Raw genomic sequence first — 18,173 nt, forward strand, 5'->3', positions numbered from 1 at the left:
TTTTTTTGGCAGTAGAATGGATTCCAGGAAAAAAATATGAAGAAATTTTATATGAAACTTATAATGGGATTGCAAAAATAACCATTAACCGTCCACATGTACATAATGCTTTTACGCCAAAGACTGTTATGGAATTAATCGATGCTGTTGCATACGCACGTGATGACTCAAGTATCGGCGTTATTGTACTAACAGGCGCTGGAGATAAGGCATTTTGCTCCGGTGGAGATCAAAAGGTTAGAGGTCATGGAGGATATGTGGGCGATGACCAAATTCCGCGCTTAAATGTTTTAGACTTACAGCGCTTGATTCGTGTCACTCCAAAACCTGTTGTAGCGATGGTAAAAGGATATGCAATTGGCGGAGGTCATGTGTTACATGTTGTATGTGACCTAACCATTGCGGCTGATAATGCTATTTTTGGTCAAACAGGACCAAAAGTTGGAAGCTTTGATGCTGGTTACGGTTCTGGCTATTTAGCGAGAATTGTAGGCCATAAAAAGGCCCGTGAAATTTGGTACCTATGCCGTCAATACAACGCTCAGGAAGCATTAGATATGGGCTTGGTAAACACTGTGGTGCCGTTAGAGCAAGTAGAAGAAGAGACCATTAAGTGGTGTGAAGAAATGCTAGAGAAAAGTCCAACAGCTCTTCGTTTCTTAAAAGCAGCCTTTAATGCCGATACCGATGGCCTAGCTGGTATTCAACAATTTGCTGGTGATGCTACTTTGCTTTACTACACTACGGATGAAGCAAAAGAAGGCCGCGATGCCTTTAAAGAAAAACGTAAGCCAGACTTTGGTCAATTCCCTCGTTTTCCTTGATGAAAATTGTTTTACCACACAGCTTGATGGTTTGCTCCATCAGGCTGTTTTTATATAGAAAAGCTTAAAGTGCCAGGTGCACAAGCTAGACCGTAAAAGAAAGGGTATTAATAAAATGCAAAATGAAACGATGCCTAACTTATTAATTAAACGAGCTCATCTGACTCCAAATCGGACAGCCATTTATTTTCAAGAACAAGCTTTAACGTTTAATGAGTTATATGAACGGACTGTAAAAGCAAGCGGGAGGCTCCAAGCTCTTGGCTTGAGAAAAGGGCAGTTCGCAGGCATTTTATTAAAAAATCATTTGGATACTGTCGTGATTTTATTTGCACTTCAGCTGCTTGGTGTTAGAGCTGTTATCCTAAATAATCGCCTGACTCCGGCAGAACTTGTATGGCAATTAAAGGACTCAAAGGCATCATTTCTCATTCTGGAAGATACCTATGAGGAGACCGAAATGGTTATTAATCAACAGCATCACCCATTAATGACCATTACTAAGTCCAAATTATCTCAAATCGAACCAGAGGAACCTGTGATTCAAGAAGAAATCAATCTTAATGAAATTTGTACAATTATGTATACTTCAGGTACGACCGGATATCCAAAGGGTGTGATGCAAACCTTTGGGAACCATTGGTGGAGTTCCACAGGCTCTGCCCTAAATCTTGGAACAATGGAAAGTGATTGCTGGCTCTGTTCCGTCCCTCTCTTTCATATAAGTGGTTTTTCTATCCTAATGCGCAGTGTTATTTATGGGATGCCCATGGTTCTTCATGAACATTTTGATGTGGAACGAACGATAAAAGATATCCAGTTAAAAAAGGTAACGATCATGTCAGTAGTTGGTACGATGTTAACCCAAATTGTTGAAGCACTGGAGGATAGACGATTACCGAACTTTTTTCGCTGTATGCTGCTGGGTGGGGGACCTGCACCATTACCATTATTAGAGGCATGTGTGAAAAAAGAAATCCCTGTTTTTCAATCGTACGGAATGACGGAGACCTCCTCACAAATTGTCACATTATCACCAGAAGACAGTCTGAAAAAATTAGGATCAGCAGGAAAACCATTATTTCCTTCCCAGCTTAGGATTGAGCTTGAAAATGGAGAGGACGCAAAATCGGGAACGGATGGTGAAATTATCGTAAAAGGACCCAATGTTACTCCGGGATATTTAAATCGGCCTGAAGCTACGATAGAAAAAATCCGCCATGGCTGGTTTTATACAGGAGATATTGGCTGCTTAGACGAGGAAGGTTTTTTATACGTAAAAGATCGACGAAGTGATTTAATCATTTCAGGTGGTGAAAATATCTATCCTGCTGAAATCGAGGCCGCTTTAATTGCACATCCAGCTGTAATTGATGCAGGAGTAACTGGAATAAACGATGAGAAATGGGGACAGGTTCCTGCAGCCTTTATTGTAAAAAAGGAAGGAATCCATGTTTCCATTGAGGAGCTACAGCAATTTTGCCTAGAACGTCTGGCTAAATATAAGGTGCCAAAGGCTTTTTATTTTATCGAACAACTTCCAAGAAATGCGGCGAAGAAATTGCTGCGGAGAAAATTGCGAGAGTGGGTGTAAGAGTATGAAATTGGCTCTTATTGAGCTTTATATTATCCAAATGCCCTTAAAGTCCCCTTTTTTAACGCACTTAGGAGCAGTGACCGACCGAGAAGGGATCATCGTAAAGATAACGGACAAAGACGGTCTCACAGGGTATGGAGAAGGCGTTGCTTTTTCAACCCCTTGGTATACCGAAGAGACGGTCACAACCAGTTTACATATGCTCACAGACCTGCTCATTCCTTTATTGAAAAAACAGCCTATAAAGCATCCAGAGGAGGCAGCCCTTCTTTTTAAATCCATTAGAAGGAATCATATGGCGAAATCAGCCATAGAAACAGCCCTATGGGATTTATATTCAAAACAGTTATCTTCCTCCTTATCGGCCATTCTTGGTGGTTCTCGTTCCGAAATAGCATCAGGAGTAGTGGTTGCAACAGACTCCACAATTCATGCATTAAAGCAGATTGAACAGTATGTTGAAGAGGGGTACCAACGATTTAAAGTAAAAATTAATCCTGAACAAGATTATGCTTTTTTAAAAGAAATTCGAAAAACCTATCCGGAGCTCCCGATTATGGCTGATGCTAATTCTGCCTATACTTTGAAGGATTTAGACCGCCTTAAGGCATTGGATGAATTTAATCTTTTAATGATTGAGCAGCCTCTTGCCCATGACGATATCATTGAACATGCTGCTTTGCAAAAAGAGATCAAGACACCAATATGCTTAGATGAAAGTATAGCCAGCTTTGATGATGCAAGAAAGGCAATCGAATTAGGCAGTTGTCAGGTAATTAATATTAAAGTTGGCCGAGTAGGCGGTCTTTATGAAGCCAAACAAATCCATGATTACTGCTTTGCCCGGAATATTCCTGTTTGGTGTGGCGGAATGATCGAATTCGGGATTTCACGAGCTCATAATATTGCCCTCGCTTCATTGCCAGGGTTCACCATCCCTGGTGATATCTCTGCATCGAACCGCTTTTGGGAAGAAGATATTATTTTACCTGAGGTACAAGTAGAAAATGGTTTTATTAAGGTGCCTGACTCTCCTGGTATTGGAGTGGACATTAATGAGAAAAGGCTGAAAGAAACGTTATTATTCAAAAAATCATTTCGATTCTGAATAGAGAAAAAGGTGAATCAGAAAGCGTTCTGATTCACCTTTTAGTTTAATTACGACAGTGCTGCAGGCTCAAATGTTTTACAATCCGTTTCTCTGCTATTATCAGCCGTTTCGCCTGTATGGCTAACAACATAAATTCGGTCAGCATTACATCTATTTCCATTTGCCCAAAATGTACAGTTATTTACCTCACAAAGAACATCTTTTGCCATTTTGTATCACTCCTTTAATTTATGGATACAACCATAGCATTTGAAAGATTAAAGTGTATTATCCTTTCCAGAAAAGGGGAGATTATTTTCTCCCCAATTTAATTTGCTTGAGATATCGTTTATCATTCATAAACAGGCTCCAAAAGTAAATAAAACCCGGGAAAAGGATGGCAAAACCGACAATATAGGTAACAAAGATGGCACGAAAAGAATTGGGATCTGTAAACGCTGAATGGATCGTTACCTCGGGATAGACGATATAGGGTAAATGGGCTTTACCATAGACATAGCTAGCCAATAAATATTGGACAGTAATGGCAATAACTGATAAACGGGGCCAGCCTTTTATTTTAGTTTTCGAGGAAGGCAGTAATAAACCCAATCCTCCAATTAAGAAGCAAGCCAGTGATAAATATAGAAATGGCAAGTCATTTAACATCTTGTTATAAATCCAAGCAGCTTCTGATTTTAATGTAATCATAATCAAAAACGCCATTAATAAGGAGACCGGGCCGATGAATAATGCATCCCGGCGGTATACATAGTACGCTTCAAATTCCTCCGATGCTTTTGAATAATCAGCCAACAAAAGGGAGGAAAGAAATAAAGTACTTGAAATGGCAAACCCAAAAAATGCATACTCATTGGGGCTGCTAAACAGCCCGGCTAAATCCAATGTTTGCCGGTTGTTTGAAAAATTGACATAGTGTCCATGTGTAATAGGAAGAACACTTATCAACAGACCTGGAATAAATATACCGCAGATCCCCGAGATATAGGTGAGAGGCTTTTTGTATTCATCTGCAATATGAGAAAAAACCAAAAAGGCACTTCGAATCGATAGGAGTAAAAGGATGAGACTTCCTGGTATTAATAGAATGGTTCCAAGTGTATAGGCACCCCTTGGAAACAAGCTATATACCGCTACGACCAAAGCAACAATAAAGGTATTCGTTACCTCCCATGTAGGGGAGAGGTATCGGTTGGCTATATTCGTGGCAGTGGTTTTTTTTCGATTGATATAAAACATGGACCAAAAGCCTGCGCCAAAATCCATTGTTGCCATAACAGCATAGATAAACACAAATCCCCATAGGACTGTTACCGCAAGATAGACATCCAACATGTTTGTCCCACCTCCTTAAGAATTTGAACTAAATAATGGCACTCCCTTTTGATCGGCCCGGTTTAGGTCATCGACAACGGAATTCTTTTTAAAGTAATATCTAAGCACAAAAAGAACGGAGAAAGCCAGAATAACATAAACAAATGTGAAAAGGGCAAAGAGGATGCCAAGGTTTGTAGATGATGTCACTGAATCGGCTGTGGACAGAATTCGATAGATCGTCCATGGCTGCCGTCCAGTACAGGCAAAAATCCAGCCAAACTCAATACCTAAAACAGCTAGTGGACCTGATGCCACATACAGCCACATTAACCATTTCGGAAAAGTATTCTTTTTCAGAACTTTTTTTATTGCCAGACCAAGGAAAGATATCAAAATTAATAGAGAACCCACCCCAACCATGGCATTAAATAAAGTGTGTACAAACAATGGCGGCCAATATTTTTCAGGGAAGTCATTCAAGCCTTTCACAACTGTATCAAAACTGTTTCCTGCTAAAAAGCTTAAAGCCCAAGGAATCTCGATTCCCCACTTGACGGATTCCGTTTCCCTATCTGTAAGTCCCCCTACCGTTAGGGGAGCATGCGATTGCGTTTCAAATAAGCCTTCAGCAGCGGCAAGCTTTTCTGGCTGGTATCTATGTAAATATTGAGCTGATTCATGACCGTTCAGGGCGGTTAACAACGAAAAAACGCCTCCGACGACTAAACTTAACAGCAATGCTTTTTGATGAAATTGATAGACCCTGGAAGTGGCCTCAGCTTTTAACATTTTATAAGCGGAAACAGTTGCTACGATAAAGGCCCCAGTTGTATAGGCAGACAAAGCGACATGCCCTGCTGTCACGAAGAAGCTTGGGTTAAAAAATGCAGCCCATGGGTCAATATCCACAATCTTTCCATCCACAATATCAAAACCAGCAGGTGTTCCTTCAAAGGCATGGACATTTGTAATTAAAACGGCGGAGCCCATCGCGCCGATTGCAACTAGGACCAGGCTTGTAATCCGCATCCATGGAGCAATCCGTTCAGCTGCGTAAACATAAATCGACATAAATAAAGCCTCAATAAAAAAGGCATAGATTTCAATTTGAAATGGCAGCGGCATGACTCTTCCAATAACCTCCATGAATCCGGGCCATAGAAGGGATAATTGCACCCCTGCAATTGTACCGGTTGGAATTCCTACTCCGAGAAGGACGGCAAAAGCTTTTGTCCATCTTTTTGCCATAACCACATACTCGATATCCTTCGTTTTTTGATAAAGAAGTTCTGCTGTCAATATCATTAATGGCAGACCTACTCCAATGGTCGCGAAAATAATATGAAACCCCATTGTTGTACCAAACAAACTCCTAGCAATGACTAAATCACTCATGTAATTCTTCCTTTCTGTTCAGACACATATGAATTTATTGTTTGCAGGCAGAGGATTCCTATGTAATTCTTTCCAAAAAAACTATAATTTTTTTAAAACAAAAAAACCTCCCGAATCTTTGGGAGGTTAAATGTTAATTATTCAAGGCTGTTTCTAAGGTTTTTAGGTTAGCGTCCATTAGGGTAAAGTAGGTTTCTTTATGTTTTAGATTTTCTTTAGATAGGATGGCAAGGTTATGAATAGGCAGGGCCTTTGCACCCATCTCCTGCTGGACTACTTTGCCTAGTTTTGATTGAACGTTTTGTTCAAAAAGAACATAATGAATACCTTCATGTTCCGCAGTAGAAATAATCTTTTCAAGTTGTTTTTGAGTAGGCTCATTGGTTGTTGATAGACCTGAGATACTAATTTGTTCTAGGCCGTACCGTGTTTCCCAATAGCCAAAAGCCGCATGAGTGACCATCATTTTCTTGTGTTTAGCCTTTGATATTGTCTGTTGGTATCGATTGTTTAGATCATCTAACTCAGAAGCAAGTTTTTCATAGTTTTTATTAAAAAAGTCTTTGTTTTGCGGCATTTTACTTATTAGATGATCGCGAATAACTGCAGCCATTTCCTTAGAATAAACCGGATCCAGCCAAACATGAGGATTAATATCACTAGAACCATGGTCTTCGCCATCCTCTTCAGAGTGAGTATCCTTTGGCAGCTTGAGATGTTCTGCTGTCGGTACAAGCTCAACATCTTCATCTTTTAATGTGTCTTTTGTCTTTTCTACAAACCCTTCTAAACCAAGCCCAATATAGAAAAATAAGTCTGAATCTGCCAAATTCATCATATCTTTTTGCGATGGTTCGAAAGTATGTTCATCTGCTCCAGGAGGATAAACTGTTTTTACGTTAACATATTTACCGCCAATTTGTTCAGTAAAATATTGTAATGGAAAAACAGTGGTATAGACATTTAATTGTTCTTTCTTTTCCTTAGATTGATTTTTTCCATTCGTACAGGCGGATAAAATTAAGCTTAACGGCAGTAAGAAAGAAAGAATTAGAATAAATTTTTTCATAGGTACTCCTTTAAATCGGATTTATTACGATTTGCTGCATAAAAATTTTTGGAACTCTCAAAAGAAAATTTCGTATAATACGGAACGATTCCGATTTCCATTAGTATCTTACAAAAAAAAATGCCGAATTGCAAGTATAATATTTGTTTCCTTCAAGGCATATTATGTATGCTTAATAGGAAAGGATGGGATTAGACATGACAAAAATTTTAAATGAGATCTTAGATTTTAATCAGAAATTCGTAGAAGACCACGAATATGAGAAGTATGAAACAACCAAATTCCCAAACAAAAAGATGGTCATCCTTACTTGTATGGATACTAGACTATTAGAGCTGCTTCCTAAGGCGTTAAATTTGGGAAATGGAGATGCTAAGATTATTAAGGATGCAGGGGCACTAGTATCACATCCATTTGGAAGTGTCATGCGCAGTATTTTAGTTGCTTTATATCAACTAAAAGCGCAAGAAGTTTTGGTTATAGCCCATTACGATTGCGGTATGAGCGGAATGAAGGCAGAACCGGTGATTGAGAGTATGAAAGAAAGAGGGATTTCTGAAGAAACGCTAAAAACTCTTACATATTCCGGAATCGATATTGAACAGTGGCTGCGTGGTTTTGAAAGTGTAACCGACAGTGTCAAGCACAGTGTGGATATGATTAAAAATCATCCATTGATGCCGAAGGAAGTCCCTGTTCATGGTTTGGTTATTGATCCTAAGACAGGTAAGCTCGATTTAATCGTAGACGGTTATAAGAACTAATCCTGTTTTTTTTCCGGAACAGGATCAACGCCTCCTCGATGAAAGGGATGGCATTTTGCTATCCGTTTAACAGTCAGCCAGCCGCCTTTAATTGCCCCAAAGCGTTGTATCGCTTCTAGTCCATAGTGAGAACATGTGGGATAGAAACGGCATGAAGGCGGTTTGATTGGGGAAATCGCTACTTGATAAAAACGAATAAGTAAAATAAAAAATTTTTTTAACATACTTTTCTCCTTTTTAATACAGGAATGATACTTACAACATACCATAATTAGTAATTAACGTCTAAGTTGTTAAATCTTACAATGGTGATGTATTAAGTTGGATTTTATAGTATGATGATAAAAGATTACACAAAGGAGTGAATAACATGCCTTCAGTAGAAAGCTTTGAATTAGATCATAATGCTGTTAAAGCCCCCTATGTGAGACATTGTGGTGTTCACAAAGTGGGCAGTGACGGTGTTGTTAATAAATATGATATCCGTTTTTGCCAGCCCAATAAACAGGCAATGAAACCTGATGCAATTCATACATTGGAGCATTTACTTGCCTTTAATATTCGTAAGCACTCCGAAAAGTATGACCATTTTGATATCATTGATATTTCGCCAATGGGCTGTCAAACCGGTTATTATTTGGTTGTAAGCGGTGAACCAACCGTTGAGGAAATCATTGACCTTCTAGAAGATACCATGAAAGATGCCGTTGAAATCGTTGATATTCCTGCTGCAAATGAAACACAATGCGGCCAGGCGAAACTCCATGATTTAGAAGGGGCCAAACGACTAATGCGCTTTTGGCTTGAACATAGTAAAGAAGATTTAAAGCAGGTTTTTGCTTAAGTTAAAAAAATTCCTATTCAACTGAGAATAGGAATTTTTTTATGCCTTATTTTCATTTTCTTGTTTCTGTCTTTCTTCCTCTTCAAGATAGGGATTGTTGTCCAATGAATCAACTGTATGTTTATAAGAATAAGCTCTAGAAGTAGTGGTAACTGCTAGCAGCAAAACGACAATAACAATAATAATACTAACGACTAAGACCGTATACATGTTTTTAACTCCTCCTTTTTTAACATTGTACCATGAAAAAAGGGGCATTTTTTAAAAAAATATAAAAAAGGAAGCGCTTCCGCTTCCGGGTGTCAGGTGTTATGTAAAATTCAATGTATATTCCTAGGATAATAAGTATGTGTACGATGCTGTCCGTACTCTTCTTGTGCAAACTTTCCTTTTAAGCTTTCAATCAGATAAAGACCCATTAAATCATATAGTTCTTGTTTATCCATCTCTTGAATTAATGCAAGCAAATCTTCATGAGACATCTCTTCTAAAAAGGCAAAAGTCAGCATATCGATATCCTCTTCATCACCGGTTAACTTGTTCCGGTACATCGCATATAATTCATCGACTAATTTCATTTTTCCACCTCCTTTATAAATTTATATTCCCTTAGGACGAGAAGTGAATTCACTTACTTATTGAATACCCATAAAAGAATAAAATCATCCCTGCCTTTCAAAAAATGAATTGACTGAAAAGTCTGTTTTCTTGGTTGTATGTTTATTATATAGGATTCACCTCGAAAAAATGAGTCGAAATGTGACAAAGAATAAAAATTTCTCTATTTGTACATTACTAAACAGTAAAAGGGGTTGAAGTAATGGATCAACAGAAAAAAGCCTACTATATAGATGTTGGAACTGGTGAAATAGCCAGTACTGCTTCAAGTTCCACTTGGAGCTTTAAAATTAACGCAACGGATGAAGAAATTACACAGCTGAGAGAGCTGTTTGAACAAAACTATTCCACTGAGTGGAAGAACTTTTTTAGAGCCCATGTCCCTTTTGTTCAATACCATTATGACAGAGAGAACGACGACTATGATAGTACGATTCAGCAGGTTTATGGTATGATCTATGAACTGGGGGACCAGGAAGCAAAAAACCATATAGAAAGCATGAACATCTTACCTAAAAATCAATAATCACTTTGAGGAGAATCTAAAGTTTAAGGATTCTCCTTTTTTATATATAATTATATCATTAAAGAGAATTTGGGGCGGATGATGATGAAACAGTTTCTTGATTACAACGGAAATAAGATTGAACTCGCTTTTCGCCAAAATGCCTTTCATATCAAGGCTAAGCATGTTTTGGTTATTTGTCAATTTGAAAATCACTGGTTTTTAACAAAACATAAACTTCGAGGTCTGGAATTTCCAGGCGGGAAAGTGGAACCAGGTGAAACACTTGAAGAAGCGGCGAGAAGGGAAACTTTCGAGGAAACAGGTGGAATTCTTGGTGAACTTCACTTCATCGCGGAATATAAAGTAAATGACATCGTGAGAGGACCTTTCGTAAAAGCCGTTTTTTGGGGGGAATTGGAAAGGTTAGAGCATACCGGGACTTACTTTGAAACTAATGGTCCGGTTGCTGTGGATGGCGATATTTTGCAGCTCCGTTTTACGGATGAATATAGCTTTATTATGAAAGACAAGGTAATGGAGGAATGTATAAACTATATTAATGGACTTCAGAACCAAAGAAAATAGCAGAAGGATTATAGCCCCTGCTATTCTTTGATCAATTTTTTCTCTAAAAAATCTACAAGCTGATACATAACGGTTGCAAATACGGCAATAACCAATAGTGATAAAAACACAAGGGTAAAATTAAACACTTGGAATCCATAAATAATCAAGTATCCGAGTCCTTTCGTCGATACAAGGAACTCTCCCACGATCACTCCAACCCATGAAAGCCCAACATTAACTTTTAAAGTAGAGATAATGGCTGGAAAGCTTGCCGGAATAATAGCTTCCTTAAAGCATTGGGTGCGTGTCGCTCCAAAGGTTTGAAGTACCTTTAAATAATTTGGATCTACTTCTTTGAAGGATGTATACACAACAATAGCAGTGATAATAACGGAAATTATAACGCCATTTGCGATAATTGAGGTATAACCTGGACTTAGGGCGACAATGATTACAGGTCCTAAAGCTACTTTTGGCATCGCATTAAAAATGACAAGATAGGGGTCTAGAATTTTAGAAATCATGGGGGACCACCAGAGAATCGCAGCGAGAATAACACCTAGTATGGTACTCACAATAAATCCAATCATCGTTTCCATTAACGTGGCCCCTAAATTCGTTAATAATGAGCCGTCTTGAAGTTTTTCTAAAAATAAGCCCCAAATTTTTGAAGGGGAACTGAAAATGAGTGGATCAATCCATTGCATCCGGCTAGAAAATTCCCAACTCAAAAATATGATCAGAAAAATAATCAGTTGATAAAAATGCACCCATCTTTTTTCTATTTTTAATGACCTTAGGTAATTTTTATGGAGGAGTGGAACGTTATTCTTTTGCTGGTTCAAGTGACTCCAACTCCTTCCAAATGGTTTGGAAAATACTTTGATAGTCTTCATGGTTTCTTGCTTCAAAAGGAGAAAGCTGTTTCAAATCTTCCGGCATCTCAAATATTTTATAAATTTTTCCCGGCCTTGAAGAAAATAAAAAGATGCGATCACTCATCGCTATAGCTTCACCGATATCATGAGTCACAAGTATAGCGGTTTTTCCATACACTTCCAGAGTTCGTGAGACCAAATCCTCAAGCTTTAGTTTGGTTTGATAATCGAGTGCTGAAAAGGGCTCGTCAAGCATCAGAAGCTTCGGCTCTGTCGCCAGCGTTCTTACAAGGGCTGCCCGTTGTCTCATTCCGCCTGATAACTGCTTTGGCAGGTGTTTTTCCACACCCTTTAATCCCATCTGGCTTAATAGGTTGAGTGCTGCTGACTTTGTATTTTCATTAAGCTGTTTGGACAATTTGAGACCTAACAAAATATTTTCTTCAATTGTTTTCCAAGGAAACAAATAATCCTGCTGCAGCATATAGCCAATCTCATTTTTAGAGGTAGAAACCGGTTTGTTTTCTAGAAGAACAGTCCCTTTAGTTGGCTTTAGTAAGCTGGAAATGATTGAGAGCAGGGTAGTCTTCCCACAGCCACTAGGGCCGAGGAAGGAGACAAACTCCCCCTCCTCAACGGTTAGTGAAATATTGGAGAGGGCCGTGGTGGCAGAGGCTTTGGTAAAATAGATGTGTTGAATATCTTGAACCTTCAAGAAGCTCATAATAACGGCCTCCCTTTCCAAATTAATTTTTCATAACGTCCTTAGCCACTTCTGTATTAACAAGAGTCTTATGATTCACTTCTTTTGGAAGTTCACCTGCTTCTTTCATAATATTTTGCAGATTGTTCCACTCTTCCTCATCTAGAACTGGATTTGTTGCATAAGAGCCTTGACTTTTATAACGATCGACAACGGTTTTCATTATCTCTAAATCTGTATCTGGGAAGTACGGCTCGACTGCCTTAGCAATTTCCTCCGCGCTGTGTGTTTGAACCCATTGCTGTGCTTTATAAATTGCTCTTGTGAATTTCTCAATCGTTGCTTTATTTTCTTTCATATAGCTTTCTTTTGCCATAAAGGTGGTATATGGAACGTGGCCTGATTCTTTCCCGAAAGAGGCGACAATGTAACCCTTGCCTTCTTTTTCAAAAATACTTGCAGTAGGTTCAAATAATTGAACATAATCACCTGTACCAGAGGCGAAGGCATTGGCTATATTTGCATAATCGACGTTTTGAATTAGGTTTAGGTCCTTATGTGGATCAATTCCATGTTTCTTTAAAACAAATTCACCCACCATTTGTGGCATGCCGCCTTTACGCTGACCGAGGAATGTCTTTCCTTTTAATAAATCCCACGAAAAGTTATCTATTTTTTCTCGAGCCACTAGGAACGTTCCGTCCGTCTGGGTGAGCTGGGCAAAATTGATGACCGGATCATTAGATCCTTGAGCGTAAACATAGATGGATGTTTCCGAGCCAACCAGGGCAATGTCTGCCCCTCCAGAAAGTAAGGTTGTCATTGTCTTATCTCCACCGGGAGTGGTGGTGAGTGTGATATCTAATCCTTCATCCTTGAAGAATCCTTTGGCAAGGGCTACATATTGCGGCGCATAGAAAATGGAACGTGTTACTTCTGCAATCCGTACCTTTTCTAATTTTTTGTTTTTTGTTTGAGAATGGTTATTACATGCAGCAAGTGAAATCATAAGAACACTAATGAGAAGTAAGGAGAAACTTAATTTCATCCATCTTTTCATATAAGGACCTCCTTTAATACTCTTTTCATAAATCTGGGCTAATTGCCTAAGATATCGTATGTAGGGGTGAAAAATGTGTGAATGCCTAGTTTAATTAATCTAAAAAATTTACATAAAGGGTGAGCGACAGATGAACATAAATAATGGCAGGATTTTAGATAGCATTCGTTTTCCCTCTCCCAATCCAAATGTTGAACTAAAGGTGATTACTTACCTCTCTAATGGATTAAAGGTGAAAGGGATGCTGGCGGAACCTATTGATAAAGAAAATATGGACGGTTTTCTGTATTTAAGAGGTGGTATTAAAAATGTCGGAAAAGTCCGGCCTGCAAGAATTGCGCAGTTTGCCTCTGAAGGTTTTGTTGTGTTTGCTCCGTTTTACAGGGGAAATCAAGGGGGAGAAGGAAATGAAGATTTCGCTGGGGAAGATAGGGAGGATGCATATGCAGCCTTTCAGCTGTTAAAATCCTTGCCCCGAGTTCGGGATATTCATATTTTTGGATTTTCGCGGGGCGGTGTTATGGCTTTATGGACAGGTATTCGATTTCCGGAAGCAGCCTCCGTTGTTACATGGGGTGGAGTGAGTGACATGTCTCTTACATATAGAGAACGAAAAGATTTGCGCAGAATGATGAAAAGAGTGATTGGCGGAACACCTGAAAAATATCCGGAAAGATATAATGATAGAACTGCACTATATCAACTAGAACGAATGGAAGCCCCTGTCCTTATCATTCATGGTGTAAGAGATCATAATGTTACAGTGGAGCATGCCTATCGTCTTGAAAGAAGGCTGAAATCGCTAGATAAATCGGTAGAGTGCTGGTACTTTGATGAGTTTACACACTATTTTCCCCCAGAGGTAAATAGAAAAGTCGTTCATGAATTAGCAAAGTGGATGAAAAATCAACCCAAAAGATGATAAAATAAAGGTAATATAAGTGGAGGAGCGGATAGTTATGGGTATGCCTCTAGAACTAAATACAATGATAGTGACTAAGGGAAGGGAGCATAGGATAGAGGAGAATCTTTTTGAACTAGTGAAAGAAGGGTATAGACTTTATCCCATCGAAATTCCGATTGAAGTTAAAAAAACAATCGATTGTGATTCAAGTGGAACTGCGTTAATTAAAAAGGTGGAATGGCAGAAACAAACCACTACAGTAACTTATCAATTAGTATCATTAAATTCTACGAACTAAGCAGGGAGAGTTTCCTTGCTTGATCTTTTTGAATGATAAAAAGCCCATATCCAAAAAGGACATGGGCTTTAATATTAGGCAATTGGACCGCCTTTTCCTTCGATATCTGCTGCAACACTAGAAAACTTTTTAAAGTTTTCGCGGAATTTTGCTGCTAATTCCTTTGCTTTTTTCTCATAGGCCTGTGAATCTGGCCATGTTTTACTAGGCTGAAGAACCTCATCTGGAACACCTGCAACATGGATTGGAATATTTAGACCAAAGATATTATCTGTAACGGTCTCTACATGGTTCAGTTCCCCCTCTAGGGCAGCTTGCACCATGGCTCTTGTATAAGATAACTTCATTCTATTACCAATTCCGTATTCTCCGCCTGTCCATCCTGTATTCACTAAAAAAACATTTGCATTATGCTCGAGAATTTTTTCACCCAGCATTTCTGCATAGCGAGTTGCAGGAAGCGGTAAGAACGGTGCACCAAAGCAAGTGGAGAAGGTTGCTTCTGGTGAGGTTACTCCTCGTTCTGTTCCGGCAAGCTTAGATGTATACCCGCTTAAGAAATGATACATAGCTTGTTCCTTTGTAAGCTTGGCGATTGGCGGTAAAACTCCGAAGGCATCTGCTGTTAGAAAGACAATTGTATTCGGGTGTCCGGCAATACTAGGCTGGACGATATTATCAATCGCCTCCATCGGGTAGGCAGCTCTCGTATTTTCCGTTAATGTGCCGTCATCATAATCAGGAATTCTTGATTCTAAATTGAGGATAACGTTTTCAAGAACGGTACCAAAGCGGATCGCATCAAAGATTTGCGGCTCTTTTTCACGAGAAAGATTGATACATTTTGCGTAACAGCCGCCTTCGATATTAAACACCCCATTAGATGACCAGCCATGCTCATCGTCCCCTATTAAACGGCGAGTTGGGTCGGCTGAAAGAGTAGTTTTTCCAGTGCCGGACAATCCAAAGAATAAAGCAACATCTCCCTCAAGTCCTACGTTAGCCGAACAATGCATCGAAAAAATATGATTCTCCGGAAGCAAGAAATTCATCACAGAAAATATCGATTTTTTCATTTCCCCAGCATACTCAGTTCCACCGATTAAAACAATTCTCTGTTCAAATGAGATGATAATAAAGGTTTCAGAATTAGTTCCATCGATCACTGGGTCGGCTTTAAAATTAGGAGCTGAAATCACTGTAAATCCAGCTTCATGGGTTAATAATTCTTCTTCTGTAGGGCGGATAAATAACTGCTCAGCGAAAAGATTATGCCAGGCCATTTCATTTATTACTTGAATAGGCAAGCGGGACTTTTTGTCCGCCCCGGCGAAACCTTTGAATACAAAAAACTCGTCTTTTCTTCTTAGGTAATCAAGTACTTTATGATATAAACCTGTAAAGATTTCTTCTGAAATTGGTTGATTTGTAGTACCCCATGCAATTTTATTTTTTGTAGACTCTTCCAAAACAATAAATTTATCCTGTGGAGAACGACCGGTATATTTGCCGGTAGTAACACAGACTGCACCTGTAGAGGTGAGAGTTCCTTCCTTTCGTTCCAGTACCTTCTCGACTAATTGGGGGACGGATAGTTGAACTTGAACTTGACTTTCTTGTAACAAAAGTTTTAATTCATTTGGAATATGAACAGAATTCATTTTAATGAAACCTTCCTTTATCCATGTTATATTTATTGAATAGTATAACACATTTATTTTAATAGTCTATACTAATAATTAAAATTTTGTGAATATTAATTCCTTTTTTCTGAAAAAAGATAAATGAAATGACCTATTTCAAATTCTAATAATCTTATTAAAAATAAAAAGTTACAATTTACTCTTTTTAGGAAAAAATTGATAAATTTTCATTGACATTAATCGAAAGAGTAGGTTATGATTTACCCTTGAACGGATACTCTCTTATCCCGAGCTGGTGGAGGGACAGGCCCTATGAAACCCAGCAACCTGCAAACGAAAAACAGATCCATTTGGAACCTGCTATTTCGGGCAAAGGTGCTAAACCTGAAGCAAGGCTTGACCTTGAACGATAAGAGTGAAAGGCACGCAAAATTTTGCAATCAACCTTTCCTCATTTGATGGAAAGGTTTTTTTGTTTTTAAAGTGCTAACTACATAATTGTACTTTTTATTCCATCGTATAAACTTTAAAAGGATTATAAGAAATTTTAAAAATCAGTCTGGTCCAAGCACCATGGCACTTTTACATTTCTATAATAATAATCCCATGTTTATTTCATACTACTAAGGGAATGAGTTCCGTATCAACTTGAGGTTAAACGGCAAGGTATACATAAACCCATACAGCTAACCTCACTTTATTCCAAAATAAGGAGGAATTCAGATGTCAACAAAACGTCGTTTGTTTACTTCTGAATCAGTAACTGAAGGTCATCCTGACAAGATTTGTGACCAAATTTCTGATTCCATTTTAGATGCAATTTTAGCAAAAGATGCTAATGCTCGTGTTGCCGCTGAAACTTCGGTAACAACAGGCTTAGTTCTTGTAGCAGGAGAAATCACTACATCTACTTATGTAGATATTCCTAAGATCGTACGGGAAACGATTAAAAGTATCGGTTATAATCGTGCAAAGTATGGTTTTGACTCCGAAACCTGTGCGGTATTAACTTCGATTGATGAACAATCTCCTGATATTGCGATGGGTGTTGACCAAGCCCTTGAAGCTCGTGAAGGTCAAATGTCGGATGAGCAAATTGAAGCGATTGGTGCAGGGGACCAAGGTTTAATGTTTGGCTTTGCTTGTAATGAAACAAAAGAGCTTATGCCGCTCCCTATTTCACTTGCCCATAAACTTGCACGCCGTTTAACTGAAGTACGGAAAGAGGATATTCTTCCTTATCTGCGTCCGGATGGAAAAACACAAGTAACCGTTGAATACGATGAAAATGATAAGCCTGTTCGAATTGATACCATAGTTATTTCGACACAGCATCACCCCGAGATTACATTAGAGCAAATCCAGCGAAATATTAAGGAATATGTTATTAATCCTGTGGTACCAAAGGAATTGATTGATGACAATACAAAATATTTTATTAACCCAACAGGCCGTTTCGTCATCGGCGGACCACAAGGGGATGCAGGTTTAACAGGACGTAAAATCATTGTTGATACGTATGGCGGTTATGCTCGCCATGGCGGAGGGGCTTTCTCCGGTAAAGATCCAACAAAGGTTGACCGTTCAGCTGCCTATGCTGCTCGTTATGTGGCAAAAAATATTGTTGCTGCAGGTTTGGCAGAAAAGGTTGAAGTTCAGCTTGCTTATGCAATCGGGGTTGCAAGACCAGTTTCTATCTCAGTTGATACCTTTGGAACGGGCAAAGTCAATGAAGATACTTTAGTAGGTTTAGTAGAGCAAAACTTTGATTTACGCCCTGCTGGTATCATTAAAATGCTTGATCTTCGCCGTCCAATCTACAAGAAAACTGCTGCTTACGGTCATTTTGGGCGTACAGATGTTGATCTTCCTTGGGAACGTACGGACAAAGCGGAAGTATTACGACAGCAAGCAAATCTATAGTATAAAGGGAGTTGCATATGGATGTAACTCCCTTTCTTATTTTCCGTCAGTTAAAGTAGTATACATTCATAAAATGATGTTTATGTAGGTAAAAAGAAGTGAAAAATGATGGATAACTTGGTGATAAAGCCTAAAAGTGATAAACTTTGA

At 38.8% G+C, this 18,173-nt stretch carries 21 protein-coding genes and 1 riboswitch; of the genes, 10 read left to right on the plus strand and 11 right to left on the minus strand.

Annotated elements, in window-relative coordinates:
• The first annotated feature begins 5 nt into the window (after positions 1-5).
• The 3 genes from menB to menC all read left to right on the plus strand — a co-directional run bounded on the left by menB (position 6) and on the right by menC (position 3,529).
• A complete protein-coding gene (menB, locus tag CVD27_RS21990; RefSeq protein WP_101650468.1) occupies positions 6-824 on the plus strand; it encodes a 1,4-dihydroxy-2-naphthoyl-CoA synthase in 819 nt (272 codons plus the stop codon).
• Between the two features lie 115 nt (positions 825-939).
• Positions 940-2,418: an o-succinylbenzoate--CoA ligase gene (locus CVD27_RS21995; protein ID WP_101650470.1), complete on the plus strand. Its 1,479-nt coding sequence runs from the start codon at positions 940-942 to the stop codon at positions 2,416-2,418.
• Between the two features lie 4 nt (positions 2,419-2,422).
• Positions 2,423-3,529 (plus strand): o-succinylbenzoate synthase, encoded by a 1,107-nt coding sequence (menC, locus tag CVD27_RS22000; protein WP_101650472.1) that lies wholly within the window; start codon positions 2,423-2,425, stop codon positions 3,527-3,529.
• Positions 3,530-3,579: 50 nt separating this feature from the next.
• Here menC and CVD27_RS22005 read toward each other — a convergent pair whose 3' ends face one another.
• The 4 genes from CVD27_RS22005 to CVD27_RS22020 all read right to left on the minus strand — a co-directional run bounded on the left by CVD27_RS22005 (position 3,580) and on the right by CVD27_RS22020 (position 7,313).
• Positions 3,580-3,741 carry a DUF1540 domain-containing protein gene (locus CVD27_RS22005; RefSeq protein WP_101650474.1) on the minus strand — a complete coding sequence of 54 codons (162 nt, stop codon included), beginning with the start codon at positions 3,739-3,741 and terminating at the stop codon, positions 3,580-3,582.
• A gap of 82 nt (positions 3,742-3,823) precedes the next feature.
• A complete protein-coding gene (locus CVD27_RS22010) occupies positions 3,824-4,867 on the minus strand; it encodes a cytochrome d ubiquinol oxidase subunit II (protein ID WP_101650476.1) in 1,044 nt (347 codons plus the stop codon).
• Between the two features lie 15 nt (positions 4,868-4,882).
• On the minus strand, positions 4,883-6,244 hold the full coding sequence (locus CVD27_RS22015) for a cytochrome ubiquinol oxidase subunit I (protein WP_101650477.1): 1,362 nt from the start codon (positions 6,242-6,244) through the stop codon (positions 4,883-4,885).
• Between the two features lie 133 nt (positions 6,245-6,377).
• A complete protein-coding gene (locus CVD27_RS22020; protein ID WP_101650480.1) occupies positions 6,378-7,313 on the minus strand; it encodes a metal ABC transporter solute-binding protein, Zn/Mn family in 936 nt (311 codons plus the stop codon).
• 197 nt (positions 7,314-7,510) lie between these two features.
• On the opposite strand from CVD27_RS22020, the gene CVD27_RS22025 reads away from it, so the two are divergent.
• Positions 7,511-8,077 (plus strand): beta-class carbonic anhydrase, encoded by a 567-nt coding sequence (locus tag CVD27_RS22025; RefSeq protein ID WP_101650481.1) that lies wholly within the window; start codon positions 7,511-7,513, stop codon positions 8,075-8,077.
• Here CVD27_RS22025 and yidD read toward each other — a convergent pair.
• Positions 8,074-8,301: a membrane protein insertion efficiency factor YidD gene (gene yidD, locus CVD27_RS22030; RefSeq protein ID WP_219621326.1), complete on the minus strand. Its 228-nt coding sequence runs from the start codon at positions 8,299-8,301 to the stop codon at positions 8,074-8,076. The genes CVD27_RS22025 and yidD overlap by 4 nt on opposite strands.
• Positions 8,302-8,447: 146 nt before the next feature.
• Between yidD and CVD27_RS22035 the strand changes: the two genes are divergently transcribed.
• Complete coding sequence (locus tag CVD27_RS22035; protein WP_101650485.1) at positions 8,448-8,921, plus strand: S-ribosylhomocysteine lyase; 474 nt, start codon at positions 8,448-8,450, stop codon at positions 8,919-8,921.
• 39 nt (positions 8,922-8,960) lie between these two features.
• On the opposite strand, the gene ytzI is transcribed toward CVD27_RS22035, so the two are convergent.
• Together ytzI and CVD27_RS22045 are read right to left on the minus strand one after the other, a co-directional pair.
• Entirely contained in the window at positions 8,961-9,131 is a 171-nt protein-coding gene (gene ytzI / locus CVD27_RS22040; RefSeq protein WP_101650487.1) for a YtzI protein, read from the minus strand.
• Between the two features lie 110 nt (positions 9,132-9,241).
• Positions 9,242-9,499 (minus strand): DUF6154 family protein, encoded by a 258-nt coding sequence (locus CVD27_RS22045; protein ID WP_098531965.1) that lies wholly within the window; start codon positions 9,497-9,499, stop codon positions 9,242-9,244.
• 242 nt (positions 9,500-9,741) lie between these two features.
• On the opposite strand from CVD27_RS22045, the gene CVD27_RS22050 reads away from it, so the two are divergent.
• Positions 9,742-10,065, plus strand: coding sequence for a hydrolase (locus CVD27_RS22050; RefSeq protein ID WP_101650489.1), 324 nt, complete (start codon positions 9,742-9,744; stop codon positions 10,063-10,065).
• Between the two features lie 84 nt (positions 10,066-10,149).
• On the plus strand, positions 10,150-10,632 hold the full coding sequence (ytkD, locus tag CVD27_RS22055; RefSeq protein WP_101650491.1) for an RNA deprotection pyrophosphohydrolase: 483 nt from the start codon (positions 10,150-10,152) through the stop codon (positions 10,630-10,632).
• Between the two features lie 20 nt (positions 10,633-10,652).
• On the opposite strand, the gene CVD27_RS22060 is transcribed toward ytkD, so the two are convergent.
• Genes CVD27_RS22060 through CVD27_RS22070 form a run of 3 tightly spaced genes read right to left on the minus strand, consistent with a single transcriptional unit; the run spans position 10,653 to position 13,255 of the window.
• A complete protein-coding gene (locus CVD27_RS22060) occupies positions 10,653-11,459 on the minus strand; it encodes an ABC transporter permease (protein WP_180960402.1) in 807 nt (268 codons plus the stop codon).
• Positions 11,440-12,216, minus strand: a complete 777-nt coding sequence (locus CVD27_RS22065) for an ABC transporter ATP-binding protein (protein ID WP_101650494.1) — start codon at positions 12,214-12,216, stop codon at positions 11,440-11,442. The genes CVD27_RS22060 and CVD27_RS22065 overlap by 20 nt, the downstream gene beginning before the upstream one ends.
• A gap of 22 nt (positions 12,217-12,238) precedes the next feature.
• The gene (locus CVD27_RS22070; RefSeq protein ID WP_101650496.1) at positions 12,239-13,255 is read right to left on the minus strand and encodes an ABC transporter substrate-binding protein; all 1,017 of its coding nucleotides are present in this window, start codon (positions 13,253-13,255) and stop codon (positions 12,239-12,241) included.
• A 130-nt stretch (positions 13,256-13,385) separates the two neighbouring features.
• On the opposite strand from CVD27_RS22070, the gene CVD27_RS22075 reads away from it, so the two are divergent.
• Both CVD27_RS22075 and CVD27_RS22080 read left to right on the plus strand, forming a co-directional pair.
• Positions 13,386-14,177: an alpha/beta hydrolase family protein gene (locus tag CVD27_RS22075; RefSeq protein ID WP_101650498.1), complete on the plus strand. Its 792-nt coding sequence runs from the start codon at positions 13,386-13,388 to the stop codon at positions 14,175-14,177.
• 37 nt (positions 14,178-14,214) lie between these two features.
• Positions 14,215-14,457: a DUF2584 domain-containing protein gene (locus CVD27_RS22080; RefSeq protein WP_101650500.1), complete on the plus strand. Its 243-nt coding sequence runs from the start codon at positions 14,215-14,217 to the stop codon at positions 14,455-14,457.
• A 74-nt stretch (positions 14,458-14,531) separates the two neighbouring features.
• Here the strand turns inward: CVD27_RS22080 and pckA are convergent, their stop codons facing one another.
• Positions 14,532-16,118, minus strand: a complete 1,587-nt coding sequence (pckA, locus tag CVD27_RS22085) for a phosphoenolpyruvate carboxykinase (ATP) (protein WP_101650502.1) — start codon at positions 16,116-16,118, stop codon at positions 14,532-14,534.
• Positions 16,119-16,379: 261 nt separating this feature from the next.
• Positions 16,380-16,516: riboswitch (SAM riboswitch) on the plus strand.
• 307 nt (positions 16,517-16,823) lie between these two features.
• Between pckA and metK the strand changes: the two genes are divergently transcribed.
• A complete protein-coding gene (gene metK, locus CVD27_RS22090) occupies positions 16,824-18,023 on the plus strand; it encodes a methionine adenosyltransferase (protein WP_101650504.1) in 1,200 nt (399 codons plus the stop codon).
• Positions 18,024-18,173 lie beyond the last annotated feature (150 nt).

Source organism: Neobacillus cucumis (genome assembly GCF_002860255.1).
Taxonomy (GTDB): domain Bacteria; phylum Bacillota; class Bacilli; order Bacillales; family Cytobacillaceae; genus Neobacillus; species Neobacillus cucumis_A.

What these genes read in the sequence shown, in the direction of transcription:
- CVD27_RS22015 (WP_101650477.1), bottom strand. Translation starts at nt 6,244, where the DNA reads ATGAGTGATTTAGTCATTGCTAGGAGTTTGTTTGGTACAACAATGGGG.
- ytzI (WP_101650487.1), bottom strand. Translation starts at nt 9,131, where the DNA reads ATGTATACGGTCTTAGTCGTTAGTATTATTATTGTTATTGTCGTTTTG.
- menC (WP_101650472.1), top strand. Translation starts at nt 2,423, where the DNA reads ATGAAATTGGCTCTTATTGAGCTTTATATTATCCAAATGCCCTTAAAG.
- CVD27_RS22070 (WP_101650496.1), bottom strand. Translation starts at nt 13,255, where the DNA reads ATGAAAAGATGGATGAAATTAAGTTTCTCCTTACTTCTCATTAGTGTT.
- CVD27_RS22035 (WP_101650485.1), top strand. Translation starts at nt 8,448, where the DNA reads ATGCCTTCAGTAGAAAGCTTTGAATTAGATCATAATGCTGTTAAAGCC.
- CVD27_RS22045 (WP_098531965.1), bottom strand. Translation starts at nt 9,499, where the DNA reads ATGAAATTAGTCGATGAATTATATGCGATGTACCGGAACAAGTTAACC.
- CVD27_RS22080 (WP_101650500.1), top strand. Translation starts at nt 14,215, where the DNA reads ATGGGTATGCCTCTAGAACTAAATACAATGATAGTGACTAAGGGAAGG.
- CVD27_RS22010 (WP_101650476.1), bottom strand. Translation starts at nt 4,867, where the DNA reads ATGTTGGATGTCTATCTTGCGGTAACAGTCCTATGGGGATTTGTGTTT.
- CVD27_RS22005 (WP_101650474.1), bottom strand. Translation starts at nt 3,741, where the DNA reads ATGGCAAAAGATGTTCTTTGTGAGGTAAATAACTGTACATTTTGGGCA.
- pckA (WP_101650502.1), bottom strand. Translation starts at nt 16,118, where the DNA reads ATGAATTCTGTTCATATTCCAAATGAATTAAAACTTTTGTTACAAGAA.
- CVD27_RS21995 (WP_101650470.1), top strand. Translation starts at nt 940, where the DNA reads ATGCAAAATGAAACGATGCCTAACTTATTAATTAAACGAGCTCATCTG.
- CVD27_RS22025 (WP_101650481.1), top strand. Translation starts at nt 7,511, where the DNA reads ATGACAAAAATTTTAAATGAGATCTTAGATTTTAATCAGAAATTCGTA.
- CVD27_RS22065 (WP_101650494.1), bottom strand. Translation starts at nt 12,216, where the DNA reads ATGAGCTTCTTGAAGGTTCAAGATATTCAACACATCTATTTTACCAAA.
- CVD27_RS22075 (WP_101650498.1), top strand. Translation starts at nt 13,386, where the DNA reads ATGAACATAAATAATGGCAGGATTTTAGATAGCATTCGTTTTCCCTCT.
- CVD27_RS22050 (WP_101650489.1), top strand. Translation starts at nt 9,742, where the DNA reads ATGGATCAACAGAAAAAAGCCTACTATATAGATGTTGGAACTGGTGAA.
- yidD (WP_219621326.1), bottom strand. Translation starts at nt 8,301, where the DNA reads ATGTTAAAAAAATTTTTTATTTTACTTATTCGTTTTTATCAAGTAGCG.
- CVD27_RS22020 (WP_101650480.1), bottom strand. Translation starts at nt 7,313, where the DNA reads ATGAAAAAATTTATTCTAATTCTTTCTTTCTTACTGCCGTTAAGCTTA.
- metK (WP_101650504.1), top strand. Translation starts at nt 16,824, where the DNA reads ATGTCAACAAAACGTCGTTTGTTTACTTCTGAATCAGTAACTGAAGGT.
- ytkD (WP_101650491.1), top strand. Translation starts at nt 10,150, where the DNA reads ATGAAACAGTTTCTTGATTACAACGGAAATAAGATTGAACTCGCTTTT.